The sequence below is a fragment of the Vibrio sp. 16 genome, assembly GCF_963681195.1.
GTDB classification, from domain to species: Bacteria; Pseudomonadota; Gammaproteobacteria; order Enterobacterales; family Vibrionaceae; genus Vibrio; species Vibrio sinaloensis_D.
In genome coordinates this window covers 616205-631791 of the sequence record NZ_OY808998.1, presented here as the reverse complement: position 1 = coordinate 631791, position 15587 = coordinate 616205, and the positions used below count along the sequence as shown (strand labels likewise).

The window sequence follows — 15587 nt, the reverse complement described above, 5'->3', positions numbered from 1 at the left end:
AACCTAAAAGCTGACGCATTAACGTCAGCTTTTAGGTTGCAAGGGATTACTCGCTTTCTCGATTAAATGCCCAAGCGTACATCAATTCCAACGCAATGGTGGCGCCTGCAAGCGCTGTAACGTCGCTGTGATCGTACGGTGGTGAGACTTCGACAACGTCCATACCCACAATGTTAATTCCGGCAAGAGCACGCAATATCTTAAGTACCTTGTCCGAGTTAAGGCCGCCGCAAACCGGAGTGCCAGTGCCCGGCGCAAACGCTGGGTCAAGACAATCAATATCGAATGTGACATAAACAGGTTTGTCACCAATGATGTCTCGGATGCGTGCTACGATATCTTCAGCGCTTAGCTCGTTCGCTTCCATCGCATTGATCACGTTGAATCCGTGTTCGTCGCGTTTGTACTCTGTACGAATACCAATCTGCACCGAATGTTTTGGCGAAATTAGCCCTTCATTTGGGGCGTGGTAAAACATAGTGCCATGGTCGTAACTGCTGCCATTGGCATAAGTATCGGTATGAGCGTCAAAGTGAATCAACGCCATTTCTCCATGATGCTTCGCGTAGGCGCGCAAAATAGGCAGAGTGATGAAATGGTCACCGCCTAACGCCAGCATGGTTTTACCGCTTTTCAGGATTTCGCTGGTGGCCGCTTCTAAGCGGTAAGTGAAATCTTCGGCATCACCACAATCAAACACCAAATCGCCTGCATCAATGACTTTTGCTCGGTCGAATACGTTGAAGTCCCATGGAAATTTCTTTCCTTCCCACGCCAAGTTAACCGAAGCGCGGCGGATTGCATCTGGCCCCATACGCGCACCAGGGCGACCCGATGTCGCCATGTCGAGTGGCACGCCAAGTACCACGAGATCAGCGTCTGATGAGACAGGGTTGCGCAGATATGGTCTGCGCATAAAACTCATGGAGTTTGAGTAGAGTGAATAATCAGTCTTGGTAAACAAATCATTCATTTAGAAATCCTCTAAGTAGGTGTAACCAGACAGGCCACCCTCTAATTCTTCAAGTATGGTTTGTTGCTCGCTTGCGTCAACACGTTCTGCAACCAGCTCACGGTAGTTGCTGCGAATATTATCCACATCAATGTGCACGTAGCGCATCATGTCTTCTACCGTGTCGCCTTCATCGATGCGTTCAATGATCGCTTCTCCGCTCTCATTGACGGTCACCACAGCACTATGGGTATCACCAAATAGGTTGTGCATGTCACCAAGAATCTCTTGATAAGCACCGACCAAGAAAAAGCCCATTAAGTACGGCTTGTCTTTCGTCCAAGCAGGTACTGGCAATGTGGTCTCGATACCTTGGCCTTCAACGTATTGCTCAATCGCACCGTCGGAGTCACAGGTAATGTCGAGCATCACAGCGCGGCGATCTTCCACATTTTCCAATCCTGACAGTGGCAGAACAGGGAAGACCTGATCAATGCCCCATGCGTCTGGAAGCGATTGGAACAACGAGAAGTTAACGAAAAACTTGTCGGCTAAACGCTCGCTCAGCTCATCCAATATTGGACGGTGGAAACGGTTTTTTGCGCTGAGTTGTCCACTCAGCTCGTAATAAATACGCAGCGAAAGTTGTTCTGCCCATGCTCGTTGGTACAAGTTCAACAATCCCATTGCGAACTGAGAATGCACCTCAGCTAAGTCGCTTTGCGTGTCGTTGTAAATTTCAATCAGTGCGCGTGCATTACTGTCATTTTGTAATGTTTCCCAGTTCGACCACATGTTTTGTAGCAAAATTGGGTCATGGGCGTCAGGTGCACTCACACTTTCAGGATGGTACGCCTCTGTACCGATAACGTTTGTGATCAGTACAGCATGATGAGCAGTCAAAGAACGGCCAGACTCAGAAATAATGACTGGTTCTGGTTGCTCATACTGCTGACACACATCGCCCACGGTACTCACGATATTGCGAGCGTACTCAATCAAGCCGTAGTTCATTGAGTTTGATGACTGGCTACGAGTACCGTCATAATCAACCGCAAGACCGCCGCCGATATCAAAGAACTGGATGTCGGCGCCCATGCCACGTAGTTCGCAGTAGAATCGTGCAGACTCATTCACACCATTGCGAATATCGCGAATGTTGGCCATTTGAGAGCCTAGGTGGAAATGTACTAACTGCAATGCATCGAGTTGGTCTTCTTCTCTTAAACGGTCAATCACAGTCAGAACTTGAGACGCGGCCAAACCAAATTTGGACTTTTCACCACCGCTGGATTGCCATTTTCCTGCACCTTGTGACGCAAGGCGAATACGAATCCCCATGCGCGGTTTCACTCCTAGGCTTTTCGCTTCTTTAAGCACAAGATCAAGCTCGGATAACTTCTCAAGTACGATAAAGACCTTATGTCCAAGCTTTTCACCAATCAGCGCCAAGCGAACATATTCGCGGTCTTTGTAACCGTTACACACGATGACGGAGCTCGCTTTTTGTGCGAGAGCCAATACCGCGAGAAGCTCAGGTTTGCTGCCTGCTTCCAGTCCTAGCTGTTTGGTTTCTAACTGTGCTTGGCTTTCCAAAATCTCATCGACGACTTCTTTTTGTTGGTTCACCTTAATTGGGTAAACCAGTAAGTAGTTGTTCGTGTATTGATACTCGTCGATCGCTTGGTTAAACGCATCACAAATGCCATGCACGCGTTGGTGCAAGATCTGAGGAAATCGAACCAGTACAGGCAAGTTAAGTTGCTGCTCTTCCAGCTTTGAAACGATATTACTGAGCGGAATCTGGTGCGATTGGTCGCAACGAGGCGATACATACACTTCGCCCTGATTATCAATGCCATAGAAGCCTTGGCTCCAGTAATGTACGTTGTAGTCCGCGCGAACACGATCGAGTTTGGAAATATTTTCCACGTCTAGTCTCTCAAAGAATAAGGAGAGTGAAACATGAATCAGAAGAACCTGAAGTCATACCTAACACGGCGGGAGTCAAGGGACGCTTTTGGCCGGGTTGAGCGCATTAACGGACAAAAAGGCGTCAGAGTCTAACAAATTAATTTTGTCGAAAAGATAGCCAAGCTTATATAGATAAAAATTATGATTGAATCGGCATAAATCAGAAGTGGGAATGCGGCTATCAACCTTTATTTGCGTTAGTTGAACCGCTAAAATGGACGCAAATTGATTACCTTTGGAAGAACCATGGCAAAACTGACACTTCAAGAGCAGATGCTAAAAGCAGGCTTAGTGAACGAGAAAAAACTCAAAAAAGCGAAGAAAGGCTCGAAGAAATCTCGTGTCCAAGCGCGCGAAGTTAAAGCAGCTGTTGAAGAAAACAAACGCTTACAGCAAGAGCGTGACAAGGCGCTGAGTGAAGAGCAGAAAGAGCAGCGTCTATCCAAAGAGATCAAAGCGCAAATTAAACAGCTTATCGCGATGAACACCATCGAACAGAAAGAGGGTGAGATTAAATACAACTTTACCGATGGAACACTTGTTAAAGCGCTTTACGTTGAGCCATTGACGCGTGATCAGCTAGCGAAGGGAGTTCTATCGATTGCGCGTACAGACGATACCTATGTCGTTATCCCTAGCAGCGTAGCGAAGAAGATTGCTCTGCGCGATGAGAGCGTGATCATCGAGCAAAACGCCCCAGCGGAGGATATGCCTGCGGAAGATGACCCGTACGCAGATTTCGTCGTGCCAGATGACCTGATGTGGTAATAGCAGCAAGATAGGTTTATACAGCGCTCTGCATTGGCAGGGCGTTTTTTTTGCTTACAGATGGATAAAGTGGTGCGAGGGGTATGAACGAGAGGTTCGTAGAATGCAAAGCATAAAAAAACCAGCCACTTGGGCTGGTTTTTGAAATCTTAGAAAATTGACGCTTGAGTCAATCTAAAATTATAGTACTTCAACGTTAGCAGCTTGAGGACCTTTTTGGCCTTGCTCAACTTCGAAAGCAACCTTTTGGCCTTCAGCTAGAGTTTTGAAGCCTTCGCCAGTGATAGCGCGGAAGTGTACGAATACGTCAGCACCGCCGTTTTCTTGAGTGATGAAACCGAAGCCTTTCTCTTCGTTAAACCATTTTACTGTGCCAGTAGTTTTGTTAGACATGATGTGTCCCTTGTATAAGTTTAATTAAATGTTTGGTGCGCTGAAAAATTGAACTATTAAATGTAACTATGAAGCTAAGGGAAAATCTAACTGTACTGCAGCAGAATGCGAACATTCTGAATGATTTACTTTTACTTGAGTTTCACTAATAACCCTGAATAACAGAGCGACGCAATAGTATGTCAGCGCCTCAGAGGAGTAAAGGCTTATTTTCCAGATTGACCATATTCGTGATCGAATTCGGCAATAAGCCCCTTCCTCTATAAGTACGTCATCAATAAGAAAAAGTGAGTTATCACGCTAACTTTTTAAAGATGATAGACGTATTAATACCACCAAAAGCAAAATTATTGCTCATGAGGTATTCGACCTCTAATTCGCGGCCTGCACCTGTAATATAGTCCAAATGACCGCATTGTTCATCCAATGTTTCGAGATTTAATGTTGGGCTAAACCAACCTGTGTGCATCATCTCTAGGCTCAGCCATGCTTCGATTGCGCCGCAAGCTCCCAACGTATGGCCAAAATAACTCTTCAAAGAGCTGATTGGCACTTTACCTAGTGCATTAGCGGTGGCATTGCTTTCTGCAATGTCGCCACGATCGGTTGCCGTGCCGTGGGCAGAGACATAATCAATCTTTTCAGGCTCAATGCCCGCATCTTGTAGCGCCATTTCCATACAGATTTGCATGGTTTCCATTTGAGGCTGTGTCACGTGGGCGGCATCGCAATTGCTGGCAAATCCGACGATTTCAGCGTAAATCTTTGCCCCGCGCGCCACGGCATGCTCATATTCCTCGAGCACTAAGGTTCCTGCGCCTTCACCAATCACGAGACCATCTCGACCTGCGTCGTACGGACGTGGGGTCGACTTTGGAGATTCGTTTTTCAGGCTGGTCGCAAACAGCGTATCGAAAACGGCGGATTCTGTTGGGCAGAGTTCTTCGCCACCACCGGCAACCATCACCGTTTGATAACCGTGTTTGATCGCTTCATACGCATATCCAATGGCTTGGCTACCAGAGGTACACGCGCTGCTGGTCGGAATCACTCGGCCTTTTAGACCAAAGAACAAGCCAACATTAACCGCGGTCGTGTGCGGCATCATTTGTACGTAGGTCGTTGCGGTGATTGCTTTGGTTGTTTTCTCATTGAGCATGACACCAAAAGCGCCGATTGCATCGGTACTGCCCGTTGATGAGCCGTAAGCAATACCCGTTTGGCCGTTGGTTAATACGTCGTGACCGATTAATCCTGCTTGGTTCAGTGCGTTTTCTGTCGCAACGGTTGCGAGTTTAGAAACGCGCCCCATTCCACGGACTTGCTTTCTTTTGTAGTGTTTAGGAAGCTCAAAGTGGTCAACGGGGGCTGCCAATTTGGTATTTAAACCTTCGTACTGCTCATAAGAGGGCATGTATTGAGTGGCATTTTCGCATGCGCGCAGCTTTGGCTCGATGCTGTTCCAATCATTACCGAAGGCCGTGACGCCCGACATGCCTGTCACTACTACGCGACGACTCATACTAAGCCTCCATTTACAGAGATGACTTGGCGCGTCACATAACCAGCAATGTCAGACATTAAGTAACTAACAAGGCCTGCGACTTCTTCCGGTTCGCCCATTCGACGAAGAGGGATTTGCGGCATTGCGTGCTCTTTGACATGCTCATCGACCATTCCCGTGTCAATGAGGCCGGGTGCGACGCAGTTGACGGTGATTTTGCGTTTAGCCAACTCTAATGCGAGGGATTTGGTCGCACCGATAACACCGGCTTTCGCGGCACTGTAGTTGGTTTGACCACGATTGCCCATAAGGCCAGACACGGACGCAAGCGTCACGATTCGTCCGCCTTTGCGTTTTTGTACCATTGGCATCACGCATGGGTGTAAAACGTTGTAGAAGCTATCCAAGTTGGTGTGGATCACGCCATCCCACTCTTCTTCCGTCATCGCTGGGAAGGCGGTATCACGGGTAATGCCTGCGTTGTTAACCACACCGTAGTATGCGCCATTAGCCGCGATGTCTGCTTCTAGCTTTTCGCGGCACTCTTCACGGTTGCTGATATCAAATTGAATAAGACGGCCGCTACCGCCATTTTCAATAATGGTATCTAAGGTCTGCTGAGCACCGTTCTGGTCGCCCATATAATGAACTGCAATAGTAAACCCATCCTTTGCAAGTTGGATGGCAATTGCCTTGCCGATACCTTTACTGGCACCGGTGACTAAGACATTTCGGGTCATAATTGACTCCTAGTTTTCATTTCTTCTAATTTTTCTTGGGATGGAACGTAAACGTTTAGCTGACAACTGGCGACAACTTGGCTGTCGATTTCTATACGAGCGGAAAATACCGCCATGCCGTTGTCTTCCATCATTTGCTCAGCGTACATATCCAAACGTGAACCTGCTTGAAACGTGTCACAGTGAGAGGTGTAGCGACGGCTGCCGAGTAAAAAACCGATCGGCGGTTGCTCGCCTTTCTTCATGGCGTGATATCCAGACCATGCGGCGATAGATTGCGCCATAAACTCGATACCAACATAAGCTGGAACCGTCTTTGACTGAGTATCAAAGAAGGGATTTTTCGGTCCAATGTCAACCTGGCAATGAATGGAGTCTTGCTGAATATCGATAGCCTGATCAATCAAGATCATGGGCTCATCATGTGGGAGTAGTTGCGAGATACAAGGATAGCTAGTCATGGGTGTAACCGAATATGAGGCTAATATTGTTACCGCCAAAAGCAAAAGAGTTACTTAAAATGGCTTTGCCTTCGAGTTTAGCCAAACTTTCGACCAATGAAACGTCGATATCGGTGGCTTTGTCTTGGCAGTGCTGCTTTGGCAGTGGTAGATCGTATTTTAAAAGGTGCCATGCGATGGCGGCTTCCGTTGCACTTGCGGCGCCTAGAGTATGGCCTGTCAGCGGCTTGGTGGAACTCACCGGTACCGATTGGCCAAATAGGCGATAGATGGCTTTGCTTTCCATGCTGTCATTGAGCGGAGTCGCTGTGCCGTGAGCGTTGATGTAACCAATGTCATTGGGCGTAAGTCCTGCGTCTTTTAGGGCTTTGCTCATGGCTTGTTCTGCGCCATTGCCTTCTGGGTGCGGCGCAGAAATATGGTGAGCATCAGAGCTGTCACCGACGCCAAGTAAGGCGATGTCTGTCGGTTGGCGACTTAGCAGCATAAAGGCCGCCGACTCTCCGATATTAATGCCGTTACGCTGCGCATCAAATGGACGACAAAGTTGGTCTGACAGCGCTTCTAGGCCATTAAAACCGTTTAAGGTGAGTTTGCAGACGGTATCGACACCACCGACGATAACAGCATCGACAATGCCGCTCTCAAGCAGTTGTTTAGCACTGATGAAGACGCGACCACTCGACGAACACGCCGTAGAGATCGAGTAGTATGGGCCTTCTAAACCAAAGTAGCGCGCAACAAAATCACTGCTGTTGCCCAGCTCTTGTTGGCTGTAGTGGAAATGGTCGGGGAACTTGTCATGTTGCCCTTTATGCGCGATTGCCATTTCACCGTCTGAGATGCCTGATGTACTTGTACCCACCACCACGGCAACTCTTTGCTTGCCGTATTGCTCAATTGCGCGTTTGACACTTGGCTCAATCTGCATAAGCGCAGAGAGGGCGAGACGGTTATTTCGAGTGTTGTATGTGCACAGCGACTCTGGAAGGGGCGGAAGGGACTCCGCCACTCGTCCTACGTAGGTTGAGCGTTGAGTATTCAGGATGTCGTTATCTCGCACCATATTGGACCCTCTTTCGCCCAATAGACACTGGTGAATGTGCTGGTGCTCACTTCCCATCGCGGAGTGGAAGCCACAGTCTTGAATATAAACAGGTGAGGAAGCGCGTGTTGTCATGCTAACTATCTATGGTGTAAATGGCGTTTTGCGGTATTGCAGCGTTTTAATGATGATGGTGTAGTCGTCAGATAACTGATGGAATCGGATGTCCCCATCAAGCCGTTCGTCACTGCTATATTGAATATCAATGACTTGTTCACCTTGGCTATTGAAGATGCTTCTTGAATTGCCTTTATCAATAAGCTGCCACCTTACCTCATTTAGAGGGCCTTCCCAAGCAGAACCCGGCCAGACCGTGATCATCAGGTTAAAAAGCACCTGTTCAGGCTGAGGCAGTACGCCTTGCAAACCTGCAAGCACATCGGTGGAGATCATCTCGGATTGATAATTTAACGACAAAATTCGGGTGCCCCAAGATGAAAATCCGGCTAACACTAGCTTATCTTGATCAACTTGTAGTTGAACGGGCAATTGTTCGCTGCGCTCAGAAGTGGATGTGGCCCAAGTGGCGCTGATTAACTGACTCGCGCTTAAGGTGTAGCCCAGTTGTTCTGGGGTCGGCAAGGTCACCGCAATCTTATCACTGATTTGGACTTTTGGCGTCACTTCTTTTGGTGCTGATGCGCAGGCGGTAAGCACCAAGGCGATGGCGAAACTGCTGACCAACTGTTGAAACGATCGAACGCTCATTGTGTCTCATCCTTTAGGTTGATGGCTAGCGGTGAGAGTAGCCAAGCGACAAAAATACCACTCAGCACGGTAATCCCAAAGCTATGAATCGCATGGGTGTCACTCAATGCCAATAATCCAAACGAGAGCAGGGTGGTAATGGCTGATAAGGTAATGGCGAGCAAGGTGCTGTGGCTGCGTGATTTCTCGGCAAAAAACAAGGTGTAATCAATGCCGATACCGATGATTAAAATAAGCGCCAGTAGGTTGAATAAGTTCAGTGTCGAGCCCAGAGCCGATGCTGCCGCGAGCCCTGCAATACAGGCGATCAACGAAGGCAACACAATTCTGATGGCATGTTGAAGACCGTAGCGTTTAATAAGCAGTGCGCTAATAATGGTGATTGCGAGGGCAAGTAACTCCATCACATGGGTTCGATACTTGGCAAACAGCAAGGAGATCTCTTGCGCCTTATTGAGATAACTGATGTTGCTATTCTCTTGCGCCCAACTCACCACAAGCTCGGGATTACTGAGTTCGGTTAAGACAATCACACTGGCGACGCTGTCATCGAATTGGCCAATGTAGAGGAAGCGGATTGGCTCCGAGACAGGATTTGCCAAATACGCCTCGAGTGAGATAGGCGAAAATTCCGCTGCAAAATCAGGCGTCTCGACTAGCCCCAAATTTGCGGCTAAGGTCTTCGCTTGAGTCTTATACAACCGCGCGATCAAGGTGAAATCTTGCTGCTGCATCATCTCGGAGCTGAGAAATTGGTTCAAGCTTTGGTACTGTTTTATAACGCCTTGTTGTTGCCACTTGTCGAGTTGAGGCGCAATCGCTTCGAGTTTTTGCATCAAAGATTCATCATCATGCGCCGTTACCACAAGCATCTGCTGAGAAGACTTTAATCCACTCACTTCGCTTATTTGCTGCTCTTGTTGCTTTAATGAGTCAGGCATGGCTTGAAGTTGGCGAATATCATCGTCGTAGCGAAGCTGGCTTAACGGATAGGCCGTGGCCACGAGACAAAAAATCGGTAGCGCAATGCGATAGGTCGGTTTAGACCACACGTTGAGCCACCACCGCCAAAGGGACTCTCCGGGCAATGGACGTGAAGGGCTTGGTTTTTTCGCCAGAATGGGGTACCAAGCGACGACGGTAATGTAGGCGGCGATCAATCCAATCGATGAGAACAGCGCAAGTTGTTGTAAGCCTGGGAACGGTGCAATCAGCATCCCCAAATAGCCAATCAAGCTGGTTGCCAGGCCCATGGTGATGGCGGCAAAAATGTGGGTGAGCCCTTTGCGACTGTCCCACTGCTCGCCATCCGCTAAGCGCTCAGTGAGGTAGTGAAACGCGTAGTCAATCGACACCCCAATCAAACTTGCACCAAACACAAGACTAAACAAGTGAACGCGTCCAAACAGCCAGGTTGTGACGGCCAGCGCGGCAAGCAGACCAATCGAAATCGACAGTAGTGCCAAGGCTAAGGGTGTGACACTACGAAAGACAACGACAAACAAGCCAATGACGCCTAGCAGTGAGAATAGGCCGATGGTGCTGATCTCTGATTTGGCACTTTCTGTGCCAAACTCGGCGTAAAACAACACCCCCGTGTGGTGGATGGTTGCTTGGAAAGTCTCTTCGATTTGCTGTTCAATCTGTTTGATGTCAGCAACGCCCTGCTGCGCCGCCAAACTGTATGGGGAATCCGTCAGCGAAGCGGTGACCAGCACATACTCTTGACCCTGAAAATTGGTCGTTAGGAAGCCATTTTTTAATGTAAAAGCACTATTTTGCGCAGACACTTGGGCTAAATAATCACGAAACAGAAGAAAAGGGTCATTTTTCAGCTCTTGTCCTGTCACGCCAGAGAAAGGGTTGTAGATGGACTGAACCACAAGCTGTACTTGCTCTTGAGGCGTATTGGTCAGTCGTTGTCTTTGTTCAGGGGTTAACTGCTGGTAACGGTGTCCAAAGTAGTACGCTGCCCACTGTTTTTGTTGTTCTGCGCTGATCTTGCCTGTCACTTGATCAAATAGCTGCGTACCTTGTAAAGCCGTTGTGAGTTCGGTGGCTGCGGAGAATAAAGAGTCCTCTTCCGGCGCCGTCAGTAGGAAGACGACTTTGTCGCTCATGCTGTTGGAAACGGTTTCGAACGCTTGTTCAGCCACAGGGTTTTGTTGGTTCTTGGGCAACAGCTTAAGAATATTGGTTTCTACGGGCGCGTGCTCTGAGTAGAGCCATTGCTTGCCAAGCATAGCGACGAAAAGGGCGACCAATACCAGCCAAACCAGCGCGATAGCACGCTGGTTCAGTGTTAGATTAGAAATTAAATTGCGCTTGTTCAGCATCGGTCAGACCTTGTGGCTCTGAGGTTTGGTTCGAGAAGAAAATGTCCGTTTTATCGCCACGCAGTTCTTGCAACTCTAAATGCTCGATATCATCGCGCCCTGTCAGTGTGATTTGCTTAAATACGGCGTTCAATGGCGCCTGATTAGGGATGAGCGTAATCGTCCAGCTGCCAGTATCGACTTTGAAATCGATGGTGAACTGCTCCTCAAGCGCGGCGGTATCACCATGAAAGACGGCTAAGAACACGTGGCTAAAGTAGAACGCCATCGGGTTATCTTTTGCGGTAATGGTTTGGGGCGCTTGGCCAGCAAAGGTTTGGCGTAACTTATCTTCGGTCAACACTAAGCTGACAGGAAAGGGGCTCGCTTGTTGCCAAAGCAATCCACGAGATTTGCTCAATGTAAACTGACCTTGCGAGCTTAGCGGTTGGTCAAACATCTCTAGGTGACGTGACTGAACAAAATCGCCACGTACCGTTTCATTTTTCGCTAGCTGCTGTTGCAGTGAGTCTAGGTCTGTCACCTGTGCGGTAACGAACGGCGAGCAGATGAGTAGCGCAGCGGATAAGCACTTCTTAATCAATGTCATGCGAGCTTCCCATGTTGATGCCACTGGTTGACCTTATCGATAAACACTTTAGGAGAAGCAAAGCACATCTCTTGCTCTTTGATAGAAACCGCAACTTGGGTGGTGTGAGCCTTGCACATCCTTTGGTTAGTTTGGGCATCATAGATGACGTAATCGACACGAAGGCGGTTTTCCCACTCGGTCAATTTTGCGTGGACACGTATTTGATGATTGAAAGGGATTGCTTTCACATACTTCACGCGCGTGTCGATGATAGGCCACATGTAGCCTGATTCGTTCATCTTGAGGTAGCCGTAATCAATCTTGTCCATTAACACTCGGCGAGCTTCTTCAAAAAAGCGGAAGAAGTTACCGTGATAAATGACGCCCATAGGATCGGCATCTTGGAAGGAGGTGATCAGTGTCACCTCCGATTCCAACGCAAATTGAATCTCTGGATTCATTAAGCCTCCGCGTAAAGTGGCCAATGACGCTGTTGAATACGACCGATAAAGTGACGTAAATCGTGCTCTAGAGGGCGATCCTCCGCGACAAATTCAAACTCACTCAATACAGCATCACGAATCATCTTGAGGTTGTCGCTCATATGGTGTTCATCCAGCTCGTTATGACGACGACGGATTTCAATTGCCTGAACGCTTGCCAGTAGGGATGCCGCTGCGACTTGCTCCGTCAGCTCCAAAACACGCAAACAATCACGGGCTGCGATGGTGCCCATGCTGACTTTATCTTGGTTATGACACTCAGTTGAACGAGAAAACACGCTTGCAGGCATGGTGTGTTTTAGCGCTTCTGCTGTCCAAGCGGAAATACCAATCTGAACTGCTTTAAAGCCGTGATTGATAGGTTTACGCTCGCCTTCAGCGCCAGTCAAGTTAAAAGGTAAGCCATTGTTAAATTTGTAGTCCATCAGCTGCGCCATTTGACGATCGAGAAGATCCGCCAAGTTCGCGATACCTGTTTTCAGTGTGTCCATCGCCATCGCGATATGGCCGCCGTAGAAATGCCCCCCGTGCAGTACACGTTCGTTATCGCCATCGATGATTGGGTTGTCGTTCGCACTGTTTAGCTCGTTTTCAATCATTGAACGTAACCAAGGCAGTGAGTCTTGTACGACACCAATAACGTGTGGTGCACAGCGCAGTGAGTAGCGATCTTGCAGGCGATCGCTGTTGCGTGGTGGGCGCTCTGCGTTGAGGTCATCGCGCAACCAAGCTGCAACTTGCTGCTGACCTGGGTGAGGTTTCACCGCAAAAAGCGCTTCATCAAAGTGGAAGTCGTTGCCATGCATGCCCACAGAAACCATCGCAGTGATCTTGGTACACAATTGAGCAAGGTATTCCGCGCGTTTGTATGCCAAACAAGCAAGAGCTGTCATCACAGATGTACCATTCATCAGTGCCAAGCCTTCTTTCGGCTTTAACTGAATCGGGTTGATGCCAAGCTCGGCATACACTTCAGCCGTTGGGCGTACTTCACCTTTGTACAGCACGTCGCGTTCGCCGATAAGTGCGGCTGCTAAGTAGGAAAGTGGTGTTAAGTCGCCACTTGCCCCTACCGAACCTTCTTGAGGGATACGCGGCGCAATGTCTTGATTGATCAAGGTAACGATTTGATTGAGCAAATCGTGAGTGACTCCCGAGACACCCTGAGATAAAGAGCAAAGGCGAGTCGCGAGTACGGCTCTTGCTTGTTCATGGGTCAGAATGTCACCCAAGCCACAGCCATGGAAGCGGGTTAAATGTAACGGCAACTCATCAACCAACTCTGGTGGAATCGCAACGGTGCAGGAGTCGCCATAGCCCGTAGTCACGCCATAGATAACGCCTTCTTCTTTAAGCAAGCGCTCAAGAAAAGCGACACCACGATCAATTTTCGCGGTAAATTCAGCGGAGTTGTTGAGTTTTGCGTTCGAGCCTTGCGCGATGGCTACAACGTCTTCGATCGTTAATGATTGCGCGCCGAAAGTAATGGCGTTATTGGTTTGCGTTGTCATCTTGCTGATTACTTAGAGTCCAGAAATTGAAAAAATTATACCACTGCAAAGGTGCTTGCAGGGTGTAGTGTTCGAGTCGGTTTGCGTAGTTCTGAACAACCTGTTCTAAAGCGTGTTGGCGCTCCTTGCGCGGCAGAACGATCTTGTCGCTGAAATGCTCGAAATAGACGTTAAAATGCGGTGTCTTGCTGGTGTCATCCCTTAGCCCAAAGAGTAAGTACACCGGCGCTTTAAGCACAGAAGCCAGCATAAAAGGACCTTGCGGGAAGGGGGCAGGCTTACCAAGAAAATCGGCCCATACCGAACGGCTCTCTTTGCTGGTGGAGGTTCTGTCACCGACGATGACCACCCACTCACCTTGTTCGATTTTTTGCTGCAGCAAAATGGCCGTATCTGGCCCCATCGAACTGACTTGAATTAAGTTGAGTTCTGAATTTGGGTTGACCGCTTTCATGACCGTATTGAAGCGTTCGGCATGCTCTGTAAACACCAGCGCATTGATTTTGACATGCTTATGGCGTCGGCCGAGTGCACGGCATAGTTCGATGTTGCCAAGGTGAGAGCCCAAGATGAGTACACCTTGCTTATTATCGACCATGTCTTGAAATTGGTCTTGACCGTGAATGGTTAGGTTATCGACGTTAAAGTCGCCTTTCCATGCCGCCAGTTTATCTAACATGGTATGGCCAAAAGAGAGCAAGTGTTGGTAGCTATCTAGGTTTGATGGCAGTTCAATCTCTTGTTGTTTGGCGTAGCTTTTAAGTTGCTGCAGATAGATCTCGGATGCTTGCTTTGCGTCTTTGCCTGTGTAGTGGTAGTAACGCATGACCAGCTTCAAAATGAGGTTAAATGCGCCCCGACCCAACAGGCTATAGACCGCCAACATCAGCTTAATGCCAATGATGGTGCCTTGCTCCTGACGTTTAGACCAGTGAGCGTTTGAATTATTGCGTTTCTTTCTTGCGATGAGCTTCGGAATGCGCGGCAACATGCCAAAGAATAAGCGTGTATGCATCCAACTGATTTTAACGTTGTCCCATAAGGCATCGAAGTGAGAAATGCCGCCCTCAGGGTAGATAACGCGGGTTTCCACAAAATCGATTTCGACACCTTCCCAGTACATCCGCACCAGAATTTCGATGTCAAAGTCCATTCGTGTACCAATGCGGTACTGGTTGAGCACCTTGATGGTGGCGTCGACAGGGTAAGCCCTGAAACCACACATGCTGTCCTTGATGGCAAAAGAGAGAGTTTCAATCCAAACCCAAATATGAGTCGCGTATCGACCATATAAACGAGATTTAGGCACACTGTCATCGTAAACCGGTTGACCTGAAATAAGGTGAGTCGGGTTGGCCTGTGAGGCTTCAATCAGTTTAGGCAGAGCGTCCACATCGTGTTGGCCGTCTGCATCGATTTGGATGACATGGCTGTAGCCAAGCTCGTGGGCTCGGCGGATACCAGCCATGACGGCGCCACCTTTGCCTTGGTTTTCTGCCAAGCTAAGTAGTGTGACACCTTGGCAATCAGAGAGCTCGTTTAGCGCTTGTTTGGTTTGGTGATTGCTGCCGTCATCTACAATGATAAAAGGGAGGTCAAAAGGGGTCAGAGACGACACCACGGCTGCGATTGTACTGCCGTGGTTGTAGCAAGGAATCAGGAAGCAGGGTTGGTAACTACTCACTCTTTTCACCCAATTTCATTTTGCCAGAAGAGTGAACAATGGTTTGTTCATCTCGTGTCGAAGCGTACTTAAAAGCAAGTTTTTGTTTCGCGCTATCCCATGTTAACTCGAGCGTTACTAACATGTTGGGACGAATGGGCTCTTGGAATTTGATCACTTCCATGCCTTTAAATACCCTTGGCGCATTGAGTGTTTCAATGGCGTAATGCAGCGCCCAATCAATCTGAGTCACGCCTGGGAGCAGGGGGAAATGAGTGAAATGCCCCTGAAAATCTAACAGATCAGCATCCACCTTAAGCTCTAGAGTCGCTTGGTGCTCTTTGATATCCGTGCGGATGATGGTTGGTTTTCTTTTTTCCATATAACGGTCAAACTTG

At 48.4% G+C, this 15587-nt stretch carries 15 protein-coding genes; 1 reads left to right on the top strand and 14 read right to left on the bottom strand.

Annotated elements, in window-relative coordinates:
- Positions 1 to 46: 46 nt before the first annotated feature.
- Both speB and speA read right to left on the bottom strand, forming a co-directional pair.
- Positions 47 to 973, bottom strand: coding sequence for an agmatinase (gene speB / locus U9J37_RS17125; protein WP_038135828.1), 927 nt, complete (start codon positions 971 to 973; stop codon positions 47 to 49).
- Positions 974 to 2884, bottom strand: coding sequence for an arginine decarboxylase (gene speA, locus U9J37_RS17120; protein WP_005474003.1), 1911 nt, complete (start codon positions 2882 to 2884; stop codon positions 974 to 976).
- Between the two features lie 288 nt (positions 2885 to 3172).
- Here speA and U9J37_RS17115 point away from each other — a divergent pair, with 288 nt between their 5' ends.
- Positions 3173 to 3694, top strand: coding sequence for a DUF2058 domain-containing protein (locus U9J37_RS17115; protein WP_005473973.1), 522 nt, complete (start codon positions 3173 to 3175; stop codon positions 3692 to 3694).
- Between the two features lie 180 nt (positions 3695 to 3874).
- On the opposite strand, the gene U9J37_RS17110 is transcribed toward U9J37_RS17115, so the two are convergent.
- The 12 genes from U9J37_RS17110 to U9J37_RS17055 all read right to left on the bottom strand — a co-directional run bounded on the left by U9J37_RS17110 (position 3875) and on the right by U9J37_RS17055 (position 15571).
- Positions 3875 to 4087, bottom strand: coding sequence for a transcription antiterminator/RNA stability regulator CspE (locus U9J37_RS17110; protein ID WP_005473978.1), 213 nt, complete (start codon positions 4085 to 4087; stop codon positions 3875 to 3877).
- 295 nt (positions 4088 to 4382) lie between these two features.
- Positions 4383 to 5609 (bottom strand): beta-ketoacyl-ACP synthase, encoded by a 1227-nt coding sequence (locus U9J37_RS17105; protein ID WP_005474009.1) that lies wholly within the window; start codon positions 5607 to 5609, stop codon positions 4383 to 4385.
- Entirely contained in the window at positions 5606 to 6331 is a 726-nt protein-coding gene (locus tag U9J37_RS17100; RefSeq protein WP_005473941.1) for a 3-ketoacyl-ACP reductase FabG2, read from the bottom strand. Before U9J37_RS17100 ends, U9J37_RS17105 begins: the two co-directional genes overlap by 4 nt.
- Positions 6328 to 6792, bottom strand: a complete 465-nt coding sequence (locus tag U9J37_RS17095; protein WP_038187646.1) for a hotdog family protein — start codon at positions 6790 to 6792, stop codon at positions 6328 to 6330. The genes U9J37_RS17100 and U9J37_RS17095 overlap by 4 nt, the downstream gene beginning before the upstream one ends.
- Positions 6785 to 7972 carry a beta-ketoacyl-[acyl-carrier-protein] synthase family protein gene (locus U9J37_RS17090; protein WP_043887168.1) on the bottom strand — a complete coding sequence of 396 codons (1188 nt, stop codon included), beginning with the start codon at positions 7970 to 7972 and terminating at the stop codon, positions 6785 to 6787. Before U9J37_RS17090 ends, U9J37_RS17095 begins: the two co-directional genes overlap by 8 nt.
- A gap of 9 nt (positions 7973 to 7981) precedes the next feature.
- Positions 7982 to 8605: a DUF3261 domain-containing protein gene (locus tag U9J37_RS17085; RefSeq protein WP_005473889.1), complete on the bottom strand. Its 624-nt coding sequence runs from the start codon at positions 8603 to 8605 to the stop codon at positions 7982 to 7984.
- The gene (locus U9J37_RS17080) at positions 8602 to 10941 is read right to left on the bottom strand and encodes an MMPL family transporter (protein ID WP_005473998.1); all 2340 of its coding nucleotides are present in this window, start codon (positions 10939 to 10941) and stop codon (positions 8602 to 8604) included. Before U9J37_RS17080 ends, U9J37_RS17085 begins: the two co-directional genes overlap by 4 nt.
- Complete coding sequence (locus tag U9J37_RS17075) at positions 10913 to 11530, bottom strand: outer membrane lipoprotein carrier protein LolA (RefSeq protein ID WP_005473980.1); 618 nt, start codon at positions 11528 to 11530, stop codon at positions 10913 to 10915. Before U9J37_RS17075 ends, U9J37_RS17080 begins: the two co-directional genes overlap by 29 nt.
- The gene (locus U9J37_RS17070; protein WP_005473963.1) at positions 11527 to 11973 is read right to left on the bottom strand and encodes an acyl-CoA thioesterase; all 447 of its coding nucleotides are present in this window, start codon (positions 11971 to 11973) and stop codon (positions 11527 to 11529) included. Before U9J37_RS17070 ends, U9J37_RS17075 begins: the two co-directional genes overlap by 4 nt.
- Positions 11973 to 13526, bottom strand: coding sequence for an HAL/PAL/TAL family ammonia-lyase (locus tag U9J37_RS17065; RefSeq protein WP_005473872.1), 1554 nt, complete (start codon positions 13524 to 13526; stop codon positions 11973 to 11975). The genes U9J37_RS17070 and U9J37_RS17065 overlap by 1 nt, the downstream gene beginning before the upstream one ends.
- Positions 13507 to 15210 carry a glycosyltransferase family 2 protein gene (locus tag U9J37_RS17060; RefSeq protein ID WP_083794678.1) on the bottom strand — a complete coding sequence of 568 codons (1704 nt, stop codon included), beginning with the start codon at positions 15208 to 15210 and terminating at the stop codon, positions 13507 to 13509. The genes U9J37_RS17065 and U9J37_RS17060 overlap by 20 nt, the downstream gene beginning before the upstream one ends.
- On the bottom strand, positions 15203 to 15571 hold the full coding sequence (locus U9J37_RS17055; RefSeq protein WP_005474013.1) for an ApeI family dehydratase: 369 nt from the start codon (positions 15569 to 15571) through the stop codon (positions 15203 to 15205). The genes U9J37_RS17060 and U9J37_RS17055 overlap by 8 nt, the downstream gene beginning before the upstream one ends.
- Positions 15572 to 15587: the final 16 nt, after the last annotated feature.

What these genes read in the sequence shown, in the direction of transcription:
- speB (WP_038135828.1), bottom strand. Translation starts at nt 973, where the DNA reads ATGAATGATTTGTTTACCAAGACTGATTATTCACTCTACTCAAACTCC.
- U9J37_RS17115 (WP_005473973.1), top strand. Translation starts at nt 3,173, where the DNA reads ATGGCAAAACTGACACTTCAAGAGCAGATGCTAAAAGCAGGCTTAGTG.
- U9J37_RS17110 (WP_005473978.1), bottom strand. Translation starts at nt 4,087, where the DNA reads ATGTCTAACAAAACTACTGGCACAGTAAAATGGTTTAACGAAGAGAAA.
- U9J37_RS17105 (WP_005474009.1), bottom strand. Translation starts at nt 5,609, where the DNA reads ATGAGTCGTCGCGTAGTAGTGACAGGCATGTCGGGCGTCACGGCCTTC.
- U9J37_RS17100 (WP_005473941.1), bottom strand. Translation starts at nt 6,331, where the DNA reads ATGACCCGAAATGTCTTAGTCACCGGTGCCAGTAAAGGTATCGGCAAG.
- U9J37_RS17095 (WP_038187646.1), bottom strand. Translation starts at nt 6,792, where the DNA reads ATGACTAGCTATCCTTGTATCTCGCAACTACTCCCACATGATGAGCCC.
- U9J37_RS17090 (WP_043887168.1), bottom strand. Translation starts at nt 7,972, where the DNA reads ATGACAACACGCGCTTCCTCACCTGTTTATATTCAAGACTGTGGCTTC.
- U9J37_RS17085 (WP_005473889.1), bottom strand. Translation starts at nt 8,605, where the DNA reads ATGAGCGTTCGATCGTTTCAACAGTTGGTCAGCAGTTTCGCCATCGCC.
- U9J37_RS17080 (WP_005473998.1), bottom strand. Translation starts at nt 10,941, where the DNA reads ATGCTGAACAAGCGCAATTTAATTTCTAATCTAACACTGAACCAGCGT.
- U9J37_RS17075 (WP_005473980.1), bottom strand. Translation starts at nt 11,530, where the DNA reads ATGACATTGATTAAGAAGTGCTTATCCGCTGCGCTACTCATCTGCTCG.
- U9J37_RS17070 (WP_005473963.1), bottom strand. Translation starts at nt 11,973, where the DNA reads ATGAATCCAGAGATTCAATTTGCGTTGGAATCGGAGGTGACACTGATC.
- U9J37_RS17065 (WP_005473872.1), bottom strand. Translation starts at nt 13,526, where the DNA reads ATGACAACGCAAACCAATAACGCCATTACTTTCGGCGCGCAATCATTA.
- U9J37_RS17055 (WP_005474013.1), bottom strand. Translation starts at nt 15,571, where the DNA reads ATGGAAAAAAGAAAACCAACCATCATCCGCACGGATATCAAAGAGCAC.